This is a genomic window from Pseudomonas sp. SWRI154 (assembly GCF_014268645.1).
GTDB classification, from domain to species: domain Bacteria; phylum Pseudomonadota; class Gammaproteobacteria; order Pseudomonadales; family Pseudomonadaceae; genus Aquipseudomonas; species Aquipseudomonas marvdashtae.
In genome coordinates, this window is sequence record NZ_JABWQW010000007.1 from 1 (window position 1) to 17,346 (window position 17,346).

General features: G+C 60.0%; 14 protein-coding genes. 6 read left to right on the forward strand and 8 right to left on the reverse strand.

Annotated features, from left to right (window positions below):
• Positions 1–273 precede the first annotated feature (273 nt).
• Entirely contained in the window at positions 274–735 is a 462-nt protein-coding gene (locus HU806_RS08135) for an REP-associated tyrosine transposase (RefSeq protein ID WP_186610905.1), read from the forward strand.
• A gap of 230 nt (positions 736–965) precedes the next feature.
• Positions 966–4,073, forward strand: a complete 3,108-nt coding sequence (locus tag HU806_RS08140; RefSeq protein WP_186610906.1) for a transglycosylase domain-containing protein — start codon at positions 966–968, stop codon at positions 4,071–4,073.
• A gap of 212 nt (positions 4,074–4,285) precedes the next feature.
• Here the strand turns inward: HU806_RS08140 and HU806_RS08145 are convergent, their stop codons facing one another.
• From HU806_RS08145 to HU806_RS08180, 8 genes are all read right to left on the reverse strand, one after another.
• Positions 4,286–4,798 (reverse strand): CS1 type fimbrial major subunit, encoded by a 513-nt coding sequence (locus HU806_RS08145; protein WP_186610907.1) that lies wholly within the window; start codon positions 4,796–4,798, stop codon positions 4,286–4,288.
• Positions 4,799–4,941: 143 nt separating this feature from the next.
• Positions 4,942–5,424, reverse strand: coding sequence for a CS1 type fimbrial major subunit (locus HU806_RS08150; RefSeq protein ID WP_186610908.1), 483 nt, complete (start codon positions 5,422–5,424; stop codon positions 4,942–4,944).
• Between the two features lie 44 nt (positions 5,425–5,468).
• Positions 5,469–6,212: a molecular chaperone gene (locus HU806_RS08155; protein ID WP_186610909.1), complete on the reverse strand. Its 744-nt coding sequence runs from the start codon at positions 6,210–6,212 to the stop codon at positions 5,469–5,471.
• A gap of 60 nt (positions 6,213–6,272) precedes the next feature.
• On the reverse strand, positions 6,273–7,517 hold the full coding sequence (locus HU806_RS08160; RefSeq protein ID WP_186610910.1) for a hypothetical protein: 1,245 nt from the start codon (positions 7,515–7,517) through the stop codon (positions 6,273–6,275).
• 43 nt (positions 7,518–7,560) lie between these two features.
• Positions 7,561–8,808 carry a hypothetical protein gene (locus HU806_RS08165; protein ID WP_186610911.1) on the reverse strand — a complete coding sequence of 416 codons (1,248 nt, stop codon included), beginning with the start codon at positions 8,806–8,808 and terminating at the stop codon, positions 7,561–7,563.
• A 49-nt stretch (positions 8,809–8,857) separates the two neighbouring features.
• Positions 8,858–10,105 (reverse strand): hypothetical protein, encoded by a 1,248-nt coding sequence (locus HU806_RS08170; RefSeq protein ID WP_186610912.1) that lies wholly within the window; start codon positions 10,103–10,105, stop codon positions 8,858–8,860.
• A gap of 242 nt (positions 10,106–10,347) precedes the next feature.
• On the reverse strand, positions 10,348–12,882 hold the full coding sequence (locus HU806_RS08175; RefSeq protein ID WP_186610913.1) for a TcfC E-set like domain-containing protein: 2,535 nt from the start codon (positions 12,880–12,882) through the stop codon (positions 10,348–10,350).
• Between the two features lie 121 nt (positions 12,883–13,003).
• Complete coding sequence (locus HU806_RS08180) at positions 13,004–13,489, reverse strand: CS1 type fimbrial major subunit (RefSeq protein WP_186610914.1); 486 nt, start codon at positions 13,487–13,489, stop codon at positions 13,004–13,006.
• Between the two features lie 423 nt (positions 13,490–13,912).
• On the opposite strand from HU806_RS08180, the gene HU806_RS08185 reads away from it, so the two are divergent.
• The 4 genes from HU806_RS08185 (at position 13,913) to purT (ending at position 17,246) form a co-directional block, all read left to right on the forward strand.
• Complete coding sequence (locus HU806_RS08185) at positions 13,913–14,491, forward strand: PadR family transcriptional regulator (protein ID WP_186610915.1); 579 nt, start codon at positions 13,913–13,915, stop codon at positions 14,489–14,491.
• A complete protein-coding gene (locus HU806_RS08190) occupies positions 14,488–15,285 on the forward strand; it encodes a siderophore-interacting protein (RefSeq protein WP_186610916.1) in 798 nt (265 codons plus the stop codon). Before HU806_RS08185 ends, HU806_RS08190 begins: the two co-directional genes overlap by 4 nt.
• 220 nt (positions 15,286–15,505) lie before the next feature.
• A complete protein-coding gene (locus tag HU806_RS08195) occupies positions 15,506–15,973 on the forward strand; it encodes a preQ0 transporter (RefSeq protein WP_186610917.1) in 468 nt (155 codons plus the stop codon).
• A 91-nt stretch (positions 15,974–16,064) separates the two neighbouring features.
• Positions 16,065–17,246, forward strand: a complete 1,182-nt coding sequence (purT, locus tag HU806_RS08200; RefSeq protein WP_186610918.1) for a formate-dependent phosphoribosylglycinamide formyltransferase — start codon at positions 16,065–16,067, stop codon at positions 17,244–17,246.
• The last annotated feature ends 100 nt before the right edge of the window (positions 17,247–17,346 follow it).

A 17,346-nucleotide genomic window follows, 5' to 3' on the forward strand; every position in this document is an offset into this window, starting at 1 on the left:
GATGAAACTGGGCGGGCTAAGCCCTGTAGCGTACCGAGCTCAGTCCGCGATAGCCTAGCCAGCCAGTGTCCAGCTTTTGGGGCGCACTTCACTGTGCAGCAGCCGCCTGCATTCAGAAGCCGCGAAGCGAGGGCGGCTTCGCCACCCAGCGGGAGCAAGCTCCCTCGCCACGGGACTACGGCGATTTCAGAAAAGTCGTTCATGTATAAGGGCGTCAGGTCGTCGTGGGCGAAGCTACCGTCAAGGAGTATCCCAGCCACAGGAAGCCACGGAATGCATCCCCTACACCCAAACTCTCATAGGCTGCGTCATGGACGCTCATCAGAAGCGGGGCGAGGTTACCTCGTCACCACAGTCGTTCACCAACGCACACCGATCTTCAAGGACTGGCAGTTGGGCCGTTTGCTGGTGACAGAAATGCGTCAGGCTCATGAGCAAAGTCAGGTTAACTCGCTCGCCTGGGTTGTGATGCCGGATCATCTGCATTGGTTGGTACAGTTGGAACAAGCTCAACTGTCTGATGTGATGCAGAGGGTCAAGTCTCGCAGTACCCTTTCGATCAACCAAGTCATGGGCCGGAAGGGCGCGTTCTGGCAAAACGGCTTTCACGACAGGGCAATCCGCGATAATCAGGACTTGTTGCCCTGCGCCCGCTACATTATTGCCAACCCTCTTCGCGCAGGCCTGGTGGAGCGCATTGGCGACTATCCGCTCTGGGATGACAGTTGGCTCTGACCGCTCTTGTGGCGAGGGAGCTTGCTCCCGCTGGGGGGCGAAGCCGCCCTCGCTTTTCAGCTTTCAAAAGCTGACGACTGCTGCGCAGCCGAGCGGGAGCAAGCTCCCTCGCCACAACGGCCTCGTCACTCAATGACTTCCGTGCCAACCACAATTTCCCCTCCCCCCACGCCAACCACCGTCTAAGCTTCAAGCAAGTCCGATCAATCTGCTTAATGGATCAGTCGACTATGGGCGCTTTGTGGCAAACCGATTCGAATGAACCTGTGGTCCCGACTGAACGTATGGAAGAAGCGCCTTTACCTCAAAAAAAACGCCGCGTACGGCATGGCTGGCGGGCATTCTGGTTGTTGTTGCTGATTATCGTCGTGGTAGTCGGCCTGGCGGCGGCCAAGGAAATGCGCACGTCGCGGTTTCAGGCCCGGGAGCTCAGCCAGTACGCCGCGTCCCTGACCTATTCGGTGCAACCGGGGCCGAGCGATGCCATCGTTTATCCCGGGGCCGGCCCGTTCGATCGACGGTTGGGCTACAGCGCCCTGGGGGAGTTCCTGCCACGACTGCTCAAGCGTGATTACGTAATCGAGGCCCAGGCGCGTTTTTCACCGACCTTGATGGACTACGTCGAAAAAGGCCTGTTCGTACCCTATGCGGAAAAGATCCAGGCCGGGCTGACCATCACCGATTGCCGCGCGGCGCCGGTCTATCAGTTCAAATACCCGCAGCAACTGTATGCGAACTTCGAAGCGATCCCGCCGGTGGTGGTGCAAAGCCTGTTATTCATCGAAAACCGCTTCCTGCTCGACCCCAAGCAGCCACTCGCCAACCCGGCCGTGGACTGGCCGCGCTTCGGCATGGCGGCGTGGTCGCAGGTGGCCAAGCTGCTGAGCCTGCCGGGACAATCGGCCGGTGGCAGTACGTTGGCGACCCAGCTGGAAAAATACCGCCACTCCCCCGAAGGCCTGACCGTGTCGGGGGCGGAAAAAATCCGCCAGATGATTTCCGCCAGCGTCCGCGCCTACCAGGCCGGCCCGCAGACCCTCGAGGCACGGCAGCGGATTATCCGCGACTACCTCAACAGCGTGCCGCTCTCCGCCGTGCCGGGGCATGGTGAAGTCCACGGCATGGCCGAAGGCTTGCGGGTCTGGTACGGCGCCGATTTCAAGCGCGCCAACGAACGCTTGTTCAGCACCGCCACCGACCCCAAGAGCCTGGCGGAAAAAGGCCTGGCCCTGCGGGAAATGCTCTCGTTGATGATTGCCCAGCGCCGACCGTCCCATTACCTGTCCAAGGGCCACGATGAACTGGCACGGCTGACCGACAGCCACATCCGCTTGCTGGCACAGAACGGCGTGATCGACGGGGCGCTGGCCGAGGCAGCCCTTGCGAGCAAGGTCACCTATCGCGACTGGGTCCAGGACCCGACCGTCCAGCCCATCGAAACCAACAAAGGCATCAGCGCCGCCCGCAGTCGCCTCGCCACGTTGCTCAACCGCCCGCTGTACGACCTCGATCGCCTCGACCTCTCCGCCACCAGCACCTTGCAAAGCGATTTGCAGGCCCAGGCCACCGAGTACCTCAAGCGCTTGGCCGACCCGGCCTTCGCCGCCGAGATCGGCCTGATGGGAGAACGCCTGCTGACCCCCACCAGCACCACCCAGGTGCGCTACAGCTTCACCCTGCTGGAACTGACCCCCGATGGCTCGCGCGTGCGGGTGCAGACCGACAGCACCGACCAGCCCTTCGACATCAACGAAGGCAGCAAGCTGGAACTGGGTTCCACCGCCAAGCTTCGGGTACTGACCACCTATTTGCAGATCATCGCCGAACTGCATGAGCGTTATGCCCAACAGACCCCGGCGGCGTTGAAGAAAACCGAGATCGCCGAGCAGGACCGCCTGTCCCGCTGGGCGGTGGACTATCTGATCGAAAACACCGACCGCAACCTGCCAAAAATGCTCGAAGCAGCACTGGACCGCACGTATTCAGCCAGCCCCGGCGAGGCGTTCTTTACCGGTGGCGGGCTGCACACCTTCCACAACTTTCGCAAGGAAGACGACGGTCGCCTGCCCACGCTGCGCGACTCTTTGCGAGAATCCATCAACCTGCCGTTCATCCGCCTGATGCGCGACCTGGTGCGCTACGCCACCTACGCTGGGCCCAACAACAGTTCCGAACTGCTCAAAGACGACAAGGACCCGCGCCGCCAGGAGTACCTGGCCCAGTTCGCCGACCGCGAAGGGACTTCGTTCCTGCTCAGGTTCTGGAAGAAATACCAGAAGAAGGACACCGCCCAGCGCCTGGAAACCTTCCTCGACGGCATGCGCCCCACCGCGATCCGCCTGGCCGCCGTGCACCGTTATTTCTTTCCCAACGACAGCCAGGAAAGCTTCAACCGCTTCGTACGGGCGCACCTGAAGTCAGCCAAGAACGCCGAAAAACTCACCAACGAACGCCTCGAACGGCTCTACCAAAGCTATGGCCCTGGCGCCTATGACCTGCCCGACCAGGGTTTCATCGCCAAGGTCCACCCACTGGACTTGTGGCTGATGGGCTACCTGCTGAACAACCCCGACGCCAAGTTCAGCCAGATCGTCAAGGCCAGCCAGTTCGAGCGCCAGGAAGTTTATAGCTGGCTGTTCAAGAGCCGACACAAGAGCGCCCGCGACAGCCGCATCCGCACCATGCTGGAGATTGAGGCTTTCCTTGATATCCATCAGCGCTGGCAGCAAGTCGGCTACCCGTTCGACCATTTGGTGCCGTCGTTGGCGACCGCCATCGGGAGCTCCGGCGACCGCCCCGCCGCGCTCGCGGAATTGGTGGGTACGATCCTCAACGACGGTGTCCGCCGGCCGGCGCTGCGCGTCGACAGTTTGCAGTTCGCCGTCGGAACGCCTTATGAAACGCGACTGGTCAGCAACCCCGAAAACGGTAAGCGCGTGATGCCGGTGGAAGTGGCCCGCGCCTTGCGCGGTGCGCTGTCCCAGGTGGTGGATGCCGGCACCGCGAAACGCGTGGCCGGCAGTTTCAAATTGGCCGACGGTACGCCGCTGGCCATGGGTGGCAAGACCGGCACCGGCGACAACCGCATCGAAGCCGTCGGGGCCGGCGGGCGGGTGATCAGTTCCAAATCGATCAACCGCACCGCCACCTTCGTGTTCTACATCGGCGACAACCATTTCGGCACCCTCACCGCGTACGTCCCGGGGGCGTCGGCGCAGAACTTCAAATTCACCTCAGCACTACCGGTGCAGGTGCTCAAGGGCATGGCGTCGTTTCTCTCACCGTACTTGCAGCCGGGGACTCAGACCCAGTGCAAGCCGTTGGTGGCGGGGCAATGAGTTGCAGCAGGCAGTCAGGTAACTGTGGCGAGGGGATTTATCCCCGCTGGGCTGTGCAGCAGCCCCCAAAGCAGTCGACCCTATCTGCCTGACAGACCGGGGTATGGGCATTTAGGGCTGCTTCGCAGCCCAGCGGGGCGGTGCGACGTTTCGCTAAATCCCCTCGCCACAGATAAATCCCCTCGCCACAAAATCAGAGGTTGGCCACAAAATCAGAGGCTGACCCGAGGCACCGCGTCGAAGATAACCGTAAAGTCGACGTTATACATGCCAGGTGAGAGTGGGCTAGTAATCGGGTTAGAAACAATGACTTCCATGTCCGCCTGGGTACCGGGCGTGGACGTGGCATCGTCCACAACTTCCCGAGGTCGATCGATCAGAGGTACATTGTTGAATATAACGCGCAAGGGAACAAAATCTACACCGTTGGTGAGAAGGACCGTCCCCGTGCCGCTGCCGCCGTTCTCGACGTATGCGTGGACTGAACCCTCGGTGTTCTTCACATCAAACGTGTGGCGCAAAGAGGTCAATTTGTAGGTCAGTGGGTTGTAGTACATGTATTCATCTTTGCCAAACTCCGGATCCCGTGGCTGCACATGAAACTGCTTGTTCGGAATGTTCGCAGTGATATGAATCGCCGCGCGCGCGTCATCGGCAGCAAACACCAAAGAGCCATTCATGGCACCGGCACCAAATACAGTCGCGCAGAGTAATTTTTTAAGCATGTTTACTTCCTACTGGTCGCATTTTAGACAACGGAAATGCACGCCAGCCAAAAGACCGGCACGCACCTTTAACACTTGGACCGGCCTTGCAAGCCGGCGGGAACAAGCGCTCATGGAACAAATTACAAACGTCTTCGAAAGTCCTACGGCGCAACGGCATCAAAAACCATATGCACCGTGCCGTAGTAATCCCCCGGTTTGTACTCGTCATCGGGCTTGATGGCGGCGATTTCCAACGGCACCTGACGCCCGGGCCTGGCCTCGATGGCAGACACGACCTGGGTCGAGTCCAGGGTCAACTCGACGTTGTTGAACCTCACCCGCAAGTCGATACGCTCCCGACCGTTGGACAAATAAGCTTCTTCGCCCAGACGCGCGCCGATGGCGCCGTTGGAGTTCTTGACCTCGTAGGTTGCGCGCAACGGGGTCAAATCGTTTTTGATGGAGCTGAACGGCAAGCGTTGTTCCCGCTGGACCAGTTGCGGGTCCAGGGGCAGCACATAAAAATCCACCGTTGGAATGGTCACGTAGAGCTCGAATGTTTCCCGCTCCACCGCCGCCCAGGTCGACACCCAGGGCGACGCCAGTGCGAACAATGCAAGGGGCCGTACCATTTTCTTGAACATTTTGATTACCTTCGGCATCAGCATGGGTTCGACGAAGGTGATCGTCACCCCTTGATCTCGATGTTTTTGGTCACGCCGCCTTCGATCAGCGTGAAGCGATATTCGCGCCCCGACTCTTTGTCGAACGAGAACGTGCGACCCGCCATGACGTGGTGCTTGGTGGTCGGCCGGCAGTCGTTTTCCTTCTTCGCGGCACAGTCCTTGAACTCATCGATAATCAGCACGCTGTTGCCGTTGTTGCGCATCAGATAACGGCTGGCGTTGTCATCGATCACGGTCTCGAAACGGGTGTCCTTGGGCCGCACGAAGAACACCGTGCCGTATCCCGCCAGGACCTTGACCCCGGCGGCCACCCGGTCCTTTTTATATTGCTCGCGCTCCTCCTCGCTGACAGCGAACTCATCTTCCGCTTCCGGCACCACCGGCACGAAACGCACCCGGAAGTACCGTTCCTTGTCGCGGTTGCCCATGAACAGCAATCGCGTGCTTTGCATGCCATTGGCCGGCACGATCAGCCGCGCCGGGCTGGCCATCAGGCCGTCCTTGGCCGTGGCGCTGGCCTGATTCTGCAGGGGCACTTCCTGGTAGGTGCCGTCCTGGTTGTAGATGATTTCCAGGATGTTGACCTTGACGAACGCCGTGGACGTTCCGCCGTTGAACACCCGCTTCATGTAGGTACTTTTGTCGCCGTCGAGGTAGTCATAGACCACCCCGACCCCAATCTGCGGCCCGGCCTGGGCCATGCCGCAAAACAGACAGAATCCGATCCATGCCAATAACTGCTTCATCACTTCTCTAACCTCGTGCATTAAACGCAACTCACTGAATATTGCCGGCCTTAAGGCCGCTCAAACTTCCGAATCCCAAATCACCGTGACGTTGCCGGTATAAGCCTTGGCTCCGCTCTCCAACATCTCCTCAACACCTCTATTAGCGACCTCGAAGTGCAGGGCACCCGGTCGTCGATCGATATAAAAACCCGGCTGGAACAATTCGGTGCCGCTACCATCACGCAACAATCGACGGCGGTTGACCGGCTGGTTGGCCGCGTCGGTCAAGCCGTCGGGCAGGCTGACGCGAACGTCCACCGGCACGGCATGACCGGAGGCACCGTCTGATAGGGCACAGGTGTTACCGCTGATGTGTTGGCACTCGAGCATCATCTTGAAACGTGAGGACGTGGAAATATGGAAGCGCTGGTCACGAAACAGTCGCGCCGGCTTGCTTCCGCTGTTCAACCAGGATTGCCAGCCTTGCGGGGGCACGAGTTCTATTCGATTACCGCCTGGGGGCACGTCGATCTTGAGTGTGTGCTCGACGTCAAGTTTGAAATGGAGGTTGAGTGCCGAAACGCTGGGTTGCATCACATCGCCCATGTCCAATTCTCGGCCCGACCCGACGGCAATCGTCAGAATGCCCGTGTAGTGGCCACCCGACATCCTCATAGGGTTGGGTGTTCTCAGTTCATAGGCAAAGTCCACATAGGGATACGCCATGCTGGGAATCAGGTACTGGGCCTGCTTGGCGCATTCCGTTTCCATGGGCGTTCTCCAGAAGAACTCGTAGTAATTTTCCCCAAAGCGGCCAAAACCGCTCCAATGACAGCCTGACGGTGGAAATCCCCAACTGTCTTTCCACAACTTGGCATGAGCAGTCGGTAGGTCCACACCGCCACCGACCAGGTCGACGACGCTGGTCGGCAGTTCGTATCGAGAACCTATGCCGACCCAACGCACCTGGACAATCTCGGTCTCCCCAGTATCTGAGTGAGTGATCTGCGCCGAGCGCCAGTTGGCCGGCACTTTGAACATCGCCCCTTGCCGTGCGTCTATGTGACCAGGCTGGATAGGCCTGATCGAATTGACATTCAGCGGCAACCGGACACTGAACATGTTCCATGCTCGACATTGCGAAGGAACTTCCGCGCAATAACCACTCGCCGGCGTGGTGTTCAGAAACACGTTCTCTTGAGGCCTCGACGGGTCGGGCCGGTACACGGCGCTGATGTCTTGAGTCAAGGCATTGACCTGGGGCATGCAGACAAGCAAACACGTTGAAACCACACAGCTCGCTACTACTGGTGTTCCTGTCATTGGTACGACCTCATTCAAATCCGTTGAATAGACCAAGTTCTTCTTACACTTCCGAATCCCAAACCACCGTGACGCTACCGCCATACGCCTTCGCACCGCTGTCGAGCATCTGCTCGACGCTGCTGCGGCCAATTTCGAAATGCAGGGTTCCTAACCCGCGATCGACATACTGGCCCGGTTGGAACAGTTCGGTGCCACTGCCGTCGCGCAATAGCGGGCGACGGTTGACCGGTTGGCCGGCGCCGTCGGTCAAGCCATTGGGCAGGCTCACGCTGAGGTCCACCGGTACGGCGTGACCGGTGCCGGGTTCGGATACCGCGCAGGTATTGCCGCTGATGACCTGGCATTCGAGCGCCATCTTGAAGCGCGAAGAGGCCGAGATATGGAAGCGCTGGTCGCGAAACAACCGCGTCGGTTTACGACCGCTGTTCAGCCAGGATTGCCAGCCTTCCTGAGGCACCAGTTCGACGCGGTTGCCGCCGGGGGGAACATCTATTTTGAGGGTGTGCTCGACGTCGAGTTTGAAATTGAGCGTGAGCACTGAATCGTTGGGAAGCATGACATTCCCCATGTCAATGTCCTGACCAGGCCCGATGCTATAGGTGATCGACCCTGTGTATTGACCGGACGACATCCTCAATGGGTTAGGTGTGCGCAGTTCGTAGGCAAAATCCAGGTAGAGGTAAGACATGCCTGGGATCAAGTAATTGGCCGTTTTGGCACACACACCTGCGACCGGTGTTTTCCAGAAAAAAGCATATTCAGAGCTGGTAAGAAACCCCATCCCGCTGTATCGACAGGGCGCAGGGGCATATACCCAACTTAGACCGCTCCACAATCGTTGATGGGCGGTCCTGTCATCCACGCCTCCACCGACCAGCTCGACAGCGCTGGCTGAGAGCCGGTATCGCGAACCCAGGCCGGACCAGCGCACTTCCACCGTTTCAGTTTCGCCCGTACTTGCATGCGTAATCTGTGCCGCACGCCAACTGGTCGGCATGTTGAACATCGCCCCTTGCCGGGGGTCGCCATGATTTGCCTGAATAGGGTTGGTTGAATTGAAAACTATGGGCAATCGAATGCTGAACATCCTTGTCGTCCTGCATTCCGATGGATGATCCGCGCAGTAACCACTGATCGGGGTGGTATTGAGAAACGTATTCTCGTTGGGCTTGGAAGGGTCTGGCCTGAATACCGCGCTGACGTCCCGCGTCAAGGCATTCGCCACAGGCACACACGCAAACAGCAACACCGAGACCAAGCCTTGGATTACCAACAGTAATTGCTTCATCTATACCTCATCGCTCAAGTCGGCTCGGATCGGCCAAACCACGCTTTTTTCAAACTTCCGAATCCCAGACCACCGTGACGTCGCCGGTATAGGCCTTGGCGCCGCTGTCGAGCATTTGCTCGACGCTGCTGCGGCCGATTTCGAAATGCAGGGTTCCTAACCCGCGATCGACATACTGGCCTGGTTGGAACAGTTCGGTGCCGCCGCCATCGCGCAATAGCGGGCGCCGGTTGACGGGTTGGCCGGCGCCGTCGGTCAAGCCATTGGGCAGGCTCACGCTGACGTCCACCGGTACGGCGTGACCGGTGCCGGGTTCGGATACCGCGCAGGTATTGCCGCTGATGACCTGGCATTCGAGCGCCATCTTGAAGCGTGAAGAGGCCGAGATATGGAAGCGCTGGTCACGAAACAACCGTGTGGGTTTGCGACCGCTGTTCAGCCAGGATTGCCAGCCTTCCTGAGGCACCAGTTCGACGCGGTTGCCGCCGGGGGGAACATCTATTTTGAGGGTGTGCTCGACGTCGAGTTTGAAATTGAGCGTGAGCACTGAATCGTTGGGAAGCATGACATTCCCCATGTCAATGTCCTGACCAGGCCCGATGCTATAGGTGATCGACCCTGTGTATTGACCGGACGACATCCTCAATGGGTTAGGTGTGCGCAGTTCGTAGGCAAAATCCAGGTAGAGGTAAGACATGCCTGGGATCAAGTAATTGGCCGTTTTGGCACACACACCTGCGACCGGTGTTTTCCAGAAAAAAGCATATTCAGAGCTGGTAAGAAACCCCATCCCGCTGTATCGACAGGGCGCAGGGGCATATACCCAACTTAGACCGCTCCACAATCGTTGATGGGCGGTCCTGTCATCCACGCCTCCACCGACCAGCTCGACAGCGCTGGCTGAGAGCCGGTATCGCGAACCCAGGCCGGACCAGCGCACTTCCACCGTTTCAGTTTCGCCCGTACTTGCATGCGTAATCTGTGCCGCACGCCAACTGGTCGGCATGTTGAACATCGCCCCTTGCCGGGGGTCGCCATGATTTGCCTGAATAGGGTTGGTCGAATTGAAAATTAGGGGCAATCGAATGCTGAACATCCTTGCCGTCCTGCATTCCGATGGATGATCCGCGCAGTAACCACTGATCGGGGTGGTATTGAGAAACGTATTCTCGTTGGGCTTCGACGGGTCGGGCCTGAATACCGCGCTGATGTCCCGCGTCAAGGCATTAGCCACAGGCACACACGCAAACAGCAACACCGAGACCACGCTGCGCACTGCGACCGATAAGGGTTTCATTTATACAACCTCATACATCAAGACAAATAACTGCGTGCAACACGGCTCTTTCCCAGAATCGGTAAACCCGTGGCGAGGGAGCTTGCTCCCGCTGGACGCGACAGCGTCCCCTGCGGTGTGATGGCTGTCCTGGAGGTCTGCTTCGCAGCCCAGCGGGAGCAAGCTCCCTCGCCACGGGTTCATCGTTGATCTCAAGCGACCTGCATTAACCAATAGGGTTGTGCTCCCACAGCCTTGGCGGTTCATGAGCGCTGTTTCGCAGTATCAGCCTCGGCAACCGCCGTATCGGCCAACGTGTCCGGCGTGCAACGCAGATCCCCGATCATCAACACATCGCCCTCGCGGCTCGCACTGTCCGGGTCAAGCCGGAACCGGCAGAACAATTCGTTGCCGTAGCGCACTTCCAGCGTCGGCGAACCGGCGTTCATTTCCATCGAGAAGAACCCGTCCACCTCGCTGATGCCGCGACTGGCGTGGTTGATCACGTGGTGGCCCTTGAGCGGCTGCCCTTGAGCGTCCAACAAGCGCCCGAGCACCGTCACCGTCCGCAGGACCTGGATCCTGCGATAGTCCACGCCACCCTTGTTCAGGTGATAACGGGTGCGCGTGGGCTCGATGTTCGCCGCCGGTGGGTGAAGCCCTTCGAAATCGAAGGTGACCATGCTGTTCTTGTAGGCCGTGATCGGCACGAAGTTGCGACCGGGACGCAGCACGGTGCTGCCGCCGGTCAAGTCGTCGGCGCGCAGGGCGACCTCGTCCAGGTCGGTTTCCACATCGACGATCATCCCCGCGCCACGCCCTTGGGGCACGCCGGTGAACGCGGCTTTCTGGCCGCCCACGGCCACCGTGCTGCTCAGGTTCAGGCCGCCGGTGAGGTTGTCGTTATAGGAGGAGCGCTGGACAAAGCCATCGCCGTAAAGCGAATCGGTCTCGAAACTGGCAAGGCCGGACAGGCCCACGCCATAGGTGTCCGCCAGCACCGTGCCGGAGACGCTTTGCAGCACGTGGTCCTCAAGGCTGCGGCGATACGACAGCGAGGCATTGTTGTCCCGCTCGCCCTCGCGGGAGGTGCGCGTGCCGATGCTGCCCGACCAATACTCGCCCGGGCCGCCCAAGGCCACGCTGAGGCTCAGGTCGAGGCCGCGATTGCGTTTGTCGCCGGTGCTCGAGGTGCCGGGACGATCGAATACCGACAGTCGCCAGTTGGCATCGCTGCCACGAAACGTCGTGCGCTGGGTCCAGCCCAGGTCCAGGCCCGTGCCCTGTACGTTGCCTTCGCTGTAGGCCAGCCGCCCGTTGAGAGAGGTCTTGTTGCTCAAGCGATGGTTGACCGACAGCGATGAATTGCTGGTGTGGCCGACAAACACGTTGCGCTGGCGGATACGGGTACCGTCCGGCAAGGTTTCGTAGGTGTTGCGGGTGTCGAGCCAACTGCGGTTGTGGCTGGCGACGACGCTGCCGTTGCCGTAGCTGTACAGGCCTTGCAGGTCCATGCCGTTGCCGTACTGCTCCGTCTGATAGACGTTGGCGTAGAGGCTGGTACTGCTGCCCAGCGTCCAGTCCACCGAGGTGCCGACTTGCAATTTGTCCTGCACCTGGCGCGTGGAGGCGCCCAGGATAACCCGAGGATGCAGCAGGTAATTGACGCCAAGCCCCGCCGTGTTGAACCCCGAGGGCTGGTCCTCCCAGTTGCTCCAGAGCCGGGTTTCCCGGCCGGCAAACAGGTTGTAGCGCCAGCGGTCTTCGGTGCTGTTCCAATTGTTGGGTTTGTAGACCAGTTCCTGGCTGGTGGCGGTGGTTTGCCCGTCCTCGATCAGCCGTACTTCCACTTCATAAATGCCGCCGGGCAAGGGCCGGGTGTTCAGGCTCTGCAAGCCGGCGCTGACGGCCTGGGTGTTGATCAGCAGGCCGTTGCGATAGATTTCCACCGAAGCCTGACGGCTGGCGGTGACGTAGATGGGGTAGACGCTGGGTTTGGGATTATCGATCACCAAACTGTCGGAGCTGCCATACATGACCCCCAACGCGGTGTCCGGGTTGGCGCCGAACGAACGGATCTGCCGATTCAAGCCGTCGGAGCTGGGGGTGAAATAACCCAGGCGAAAAAAAGTGCCTTCCAGTTCCCGTTGGGTATAGAGCTCATGGACGGCGTGATAGACCTTGTCGTCCGGCCCGCCCAGACGCGAGAGCTGGAGGTCCAGCGACTGGCTCCAGTTGCCCAGACTGGAACTGGCGTTGAGGCCATAACGGCCACCGGTGTCCTGTTCCTGGCCACCATTGATATTGAGTTGGTTATTGAGGATCAGTCCGAGGCTGCCGCCTTCCGGCTGATCGTAGTAGCGCTTGGCTTCAGTGACGCGTTCCACATCCCTGGTCAGGATCGATACCAATGAATTCTCGAGACTGTAATGCACCGCGAGCAACCCTGACGAACAGTTGGCCTCGCAGGCACCCAGTGCCAGCCCTTGCTTGAGAAGTTGCTCCCATTGCTCGCGTTCAACAGTCTTTATGGTGCTTTCCTGCGTTTCGGTGAATTCCAGCAATGTGATGCGATCATCTCGCGTCAAGACCACCATGGCTTCACCGAGGTACTGTTGATTGAGCTCAACACGAACCGCCAGGGGCACATCGAAGAAGTGTGCTTCAAACTCTGCCGGCAGGCCCTTGGCCTGGGACAGCAGGCTTCGTGGCGTCGTACCGGGGGCAGTCGGCGCGGCCAATGCATTCGCGCATAACAGCAGCGCGAGCGCACCCGCGATGGGTGTCATCGGAAACATCAACGGATTCTCATAATCAGCGAGCTATCGGGGCGTTCCAGGTGCGGGCCGACCGGCTGGGGAGGACCGGCCGACCTGCGGCGATGCCGGTGAGATGAGACTCACCGGGCATCGAATGGCCTTACGGACGCGGCACGGCGTCGAAGATGACGGTCATGTCAGCGGTGTAGAGGCCGTTCTGGGTGTCCAGAGGCCTGGCCGGGACGATGGTCATGTCAGCCTGGGTACCGGGTGTGGAGGTTGCATCGTCCACCACTTCCTGAGGGTTGGCGGTCAGGGTGACGCCATTGAACGCGGTGGTCAGGGCGATGGAGTCGCGACCGTTGTACAGCGCAGCTGGGCCACCTTCGATATAGGCGTTGACCGAACCGTCAGTGTTCTTCACATCGAAGGTCTGACGCAACGAGGTCAGGGTGCCGCTGACCGTGTTGTAGCTCATGGTTTCGTCTTTACCAAAGTCTGGGTTGCGCGGCAGCACATGGAACTGCTGGGTTGGGATGTTCGCGGTGATGTGGATGGAGGAGCGTGCATCATCGGCAGCGAATGCCAGCGAGGAACCCAGGGTAGCGGCGATCAGGGCGGTACCGGATACGAGTTGTTTGAGCATGTTGTTAACACCTGTTCTTGGCAATAAAGAGAGAAGGTTGAAATTCCAGACCCAGCACAACTTGGTCCGTCCTTCCAACGCCGAGCATGATCGGCGCTCTTTAATGAAAAAAAAGCAGGCAATTTCCTAGAGACTTGTAGTAAATCCGGCATACGAAAGAGCGAAAAATACGCAACTTTGGTTAAAGCAGAAGTTTAGCTGTCAGAAACAACCTACATTTAAGCCCATACCATCTTTATCATTACCAATACATGTCGCCGCGCCCCGCATACATTGAGCATTCATGTAAGGTCCTATCCTTATCCACAAGTAACTCGCCGCAAAAACAAGATATATCTTAGATTGCAAAAAACCATCAAGTCAAAAGATATATCTATCCAAGATATATCTGAGTGTTATCTATATGCAGAACGGAGACAGCATATGAACGCCCCTTATTCTCATTCCGACTCTTCCTCCAAACACGAACACGACGGTTTCGAACGACGCCCTACAAGTTCGCGTGGCAGCCGGGCGCCCCGGGTCTTCGCCGCCGGTGATTTAAAAGTGCTGTTGCTAGCGCTGATTGCCGAGCAGCCGTGCCACGGCTATGACCTGATCCGCCGGATAGAGAACATGTTCGAGGGTGCCTACAGCCCCAGCCCAGGCGTCATCTACCCGACCCTGACCTTCCTGGAACTGAACGCCATGATCAGTTGCGGCGTCGAAGATGGAAAAAAGTGCTACAGCGTGACCGATGCCGGACGTCTATCCCTTGAGGATCAGGCCGAAGCGCTGGATGAGGTGCGTACGCGCATTGAAATCAGCAAGCGCACGTTGCGCGGCCATGACCGTCCCCAGCAAATCCAGGAAGCGGTGTATAACCTGCGCCATGCCTTGCAAAAGCATCATGGCCACTGGAGCCCGGAAGAAATCCAGCGAGTGCGCGACCTGCTCGACGCCACCGCCAAAGCCATCGTCGACGGCCCCGACCGTCCATCAGTCTCGGAGTCAAGCCAATGACCGAAGTCGATCCAAACACCATTCACCGTGTCAGCCACGAGATCAAACGCCGTCGCCTGCAAGTGCTGCGGGTCGAGGACCTGACCCCACGCATGCGCCGCATCACCGTCGGCGGACCGGAACTGGCCGGGTTCACCAGCCTGGGCACGGACGACCATGTGAAACTGCTGTTCCCGCAGAACGCCGAGGAACAGGCCGCCCTGGATAATTTCAACCCTAGCCCCAGCCTCAGCATCGACAAGGCCCAGGGGCCGATGCCCCCGATGCGCGACTACACGCCGCGCCGCTACGACCTGGACACCCTGGAGCTGGACATCGATTTCGTGCTCCACGGCGACGGCCCGGCCGCGACCTGGGCGGCCCAGGCGGCGCCAGGGCAATCCCTCTACATCGCGGGGCCACGAGGCTCGATGATCGTGCCGGACATCTTCGACAGCTACCTGCTGATCGGCGACGAAACCGCCCTGCCCGCCATCGCCCGCCGCCTCGAAGGCCTGGCGCCCAATCGGCGGGCGCTGGTGGTGGTGGAAGTGGAAAACGGCGCCGAGCAGCAGGTTCTCCAAAGCCCGGCGCAGGTGCATGTGATCTGGGTGCTGCGCGAGGGTCGCCAGGACAACCTGCTGCGCACCGTGCAACAGTTGGACATGCCCGGCGGCAAGCTGTACGCCTGGGTCGCGACCGAGAGCAAGGTGTCGCGGCAGATTCGCAAGGTGTTGCTGGAGGAGAAAGGCCTGGACCAGGATTTCGTGAAGGCGGTGGGGTATTGGAAGCTGGATGACAGCGAGGAAGATTGAGGGACGGCTTGCTGCTGAAGTACCCTTCTTGACACTAATGGCTCTTGTGGCGAGGGAGCTTGCTCCCGCTGGGCTGCGCAGCAGCCCCCCCAAGCAGTCATCTCGACTATCTGATCCACCGAGTTGCCAGGTTTTGGGGCTGCTTTGCAGCCCAGCGGGAGCAAGCTCCCTCGCCACGGTCGTTTCGCCCTACATCCCAACCCACCAGGTACCCGGCCCCATGCTTTTCCTGCTTGCCTACATCAGCAGCGTCGTGCTGATCAACTTCGCCTTTTCCGCCGCGCCGCACCTGGACATCATCTGGTCGGCCTGGGGCGGGCTGGTATTTATCCTGCGGGACATGGTGCAGACCCGTTTCGGCCATGGTGCCATCGTGGCGATGCTGGCGGCGCTGGTGTTGTCCTATGTCACCTCGGACCCGACCATTGCCCTGGCCAGCGCCACCGCGTTCGCGGTGTCCGAGTGCATCGACTGGCTGGTGTTCACGATCACCAAGCGCCCGCTCCATGACCGGTTGTGGATCAGTTCGGCCCTGAGCATCCCCATCGACACGTTCATTTTCTTCGGCCTGATCGACGCCCTGACGCCCGCCGTGGTGATCACTGCCCTGCTCTCGAAATTCGCCGGGGTGACGGCCGTTTGGCTGATCATGGCCTGGCGTCTGCGCAAACAGGCCATCGCCGGCTGACGCGGTTCATGTAAAATGCCGCGCTTTCTCCCCATGGGAAGCACGCCCGGCGCGCGCCCCCGATGACCTGCTCCTGTTTGAGGACCTTCAGATGACCCGTATCGGAACCCCATTGTCGCCCACCGCGACCCGCGTTTTGTTGTGTGGCAGCGGCGAGCTGGGCAAGGAAGTGGTAATCGAACTGCAGCGCCTGGGCGTCGAGGTGATTGCCGTGGATCGCTATGCCAACGCACCGGCCATGCAGGTGGCCCACCGCAGCCATGTGATCAACATGCTCGACGGCGCCGCCCTGCGTGCGGTGATCGAAGCCGAGAAGCCGCATTTCATCGTGCCGGAAATCGAAGCCATCGCCACCGCCACCCTGGTGGAACTGGAAGCCGAAGGCTTCACCGTGATCCCAACGGCTCGCGCCGCGCAGTTGACCATGAACCGCGAAGGCATCCGCCGCCTGGCCGCAGAAGAACTGGATCTGCCGACCTCGCCGTACTTCTTCGCCGACACCGTGGAAGACTACCGCAAGGCCGTCGAGACCCTGGGTTTCCCGTGTGTGGTCAAGCCAGTGATGAGTTCCTCGGGCAAAGGCCAGAGCCTGCTGCGCAGCGTCGATGACGTGCACAAAGCCTGGGACTACGCCCAGGAAGGCGGCCGCGCCGGCAAGGGCCGCGTCATCATCGAAGGGTTCATCGACTTCGACTATGAAATCACCCTGCTCACCGTGCGCCATGTCGGCGGCACCACGTTCTGCGCACCGGTCGGCCATCGCCAGGAAAAAGGCGATTATCAGGAATCCTGGCAGCCCCAGGCCATGAGCCCGGTGGCCCTGGCCGAATCCGAACGCGTCGCCAAGGCGGTGACCGAGGCCCTGGGTGGTCGCGGCCTGTTTGGCGTCGAGCTGTTCATCAAGGGCGATCAAGTGTGGTTCAGCGAAGTCTCGCCGCGCCCCCACGACACTGGCCTGGTGACGCTGATATCCCAGGACCTGTCGCAATTCGCCCTGCACGCCCGCGCCATTCTCGGCCTGCCGATCCCGCTGATCCGCCAGTTCGGCCCGTCGGCTTCGGCGGTGATTTTGGTGGAAGGTCAGTCGACCCAGACCGCCTTCGCCAACCTCGGCGCCGCCCTGAGCGAGCCGGACACCGCCCTGCGCCTGTTCGGCAAGCCGGAAGTCAACGGCCAACGCCGCCTGGGCGTGGCCTTGGCCCGCGACGAGTCCATCGAAGCCGCCCGCGCCAAGGCGACCCGGGCTTCGCAGGCGGTCCAGATCGAGCTCTAGAACCTCGTACACAAAACCCCGTGGCGAGGGAGCTTGCTCCCGCTGGATGCGTCAGCATCCCCTATGGTGTGATGGCTGGCAAAAGCAGGGGCTGCTTCAA

Bases quoted from the DNA above. Each gene is read 5' to 3' on its own strand.
- HU806_RS08135 (WP_186610905.1), top strand. From the start codon at position 274: ATGCATCCCCTACACCCAAACTCTCATAGGCTGCGTCATGGACGCTCA.
- HU806_RS08140 (WP_186610906.1), top strand. From the start codon at position 966: ATGGGCGCTTTGTGGCAAACCGATTCGAATGAACCTGTGGTCCCGACT.
- HU806_RS08145 (WP_186610907.1), bottom strand. From the start codon at position 4,798: ATGCTTAAAAAATTACTCTGCGCGACTGTATTTGGTGCCGGTGCCATG.
- HU806_RS08150 (WP_186610908.1), bottom strand. From the start codon at position 5,424: ATGTTCAAGAAAATGGTACGGCCCCTTGCATTGTTCGCACTGGCGTCG.
- HU806_RS08155 (WP_186610909.1), bottom strand. From the start codon at position 6,212: ATGAAGCAGTTATTGGCATGGATCGGATTCTGTCTGTTTTGCGGCATG.
- HU806_RS08160 (WP_186610910.1), bottom strand. From the start codon at position 7,517: ATGACAGGAACACCAGTAGTAGCGAGCTGTGTGGTTTCAACGTGTTTG.
- HU806_RS08165 (WP_186610911.1), bottom strand. From the start codon at position 8,808: ATGAAGCAATTACTGTTGGTAATCCAAGGCTTGGTCTCGGTGTTGCTG.
- HU806_RS08170 (WP_186610912.1), bottom strand. From the start codon at position 10,105: ATGAAACCCTTATCGGTCGCAGTGCGCAGCGTGGTCTCGGTGTTGCTG.
- HU806_RS08175 (WP_186610913.1), bottom strand. From the start codon at position 12,882: ATGTTTCCGATGACACCCATCGCGGGTGCGCTCGCGCTGCTGTTATGC.
- HU806_RS08180 (WP_186610914.1), bottom strand. From the start codon at position 13,489: ATGCTCAAACAACTCGTATCCGGTACCGCCCTGATCGCCGCTACCCTG.
- HU806_RS08185 (WP_186610915.1), top strand. From the start codon at position 13,913: ATGAACGCCCCTTATTCTCATTCCGACTCTTCCTCCAAACACGAACAC.
- HU806_RS08190 (WP_186610916.1), top strand. From the start codon at position 14,488: ATGACCGAAGTCGATCCAAACACCATTCACCGTGTCAGCCACGAGATC.
- HU806_RS08195 (WP_186610917.1), top strand. From the start codon at position 15,506: ATGCTTTTCCTGCTTGCCTACATCAGCAGCGTCGTGCTGATCAACTTC.
- purT (WP_186610918.1), top strand. From the start codon at position 16,065: ATGACCCGTATCGGAACCCCATTGTCGCCCACCGCGACCCGCGTTTTG.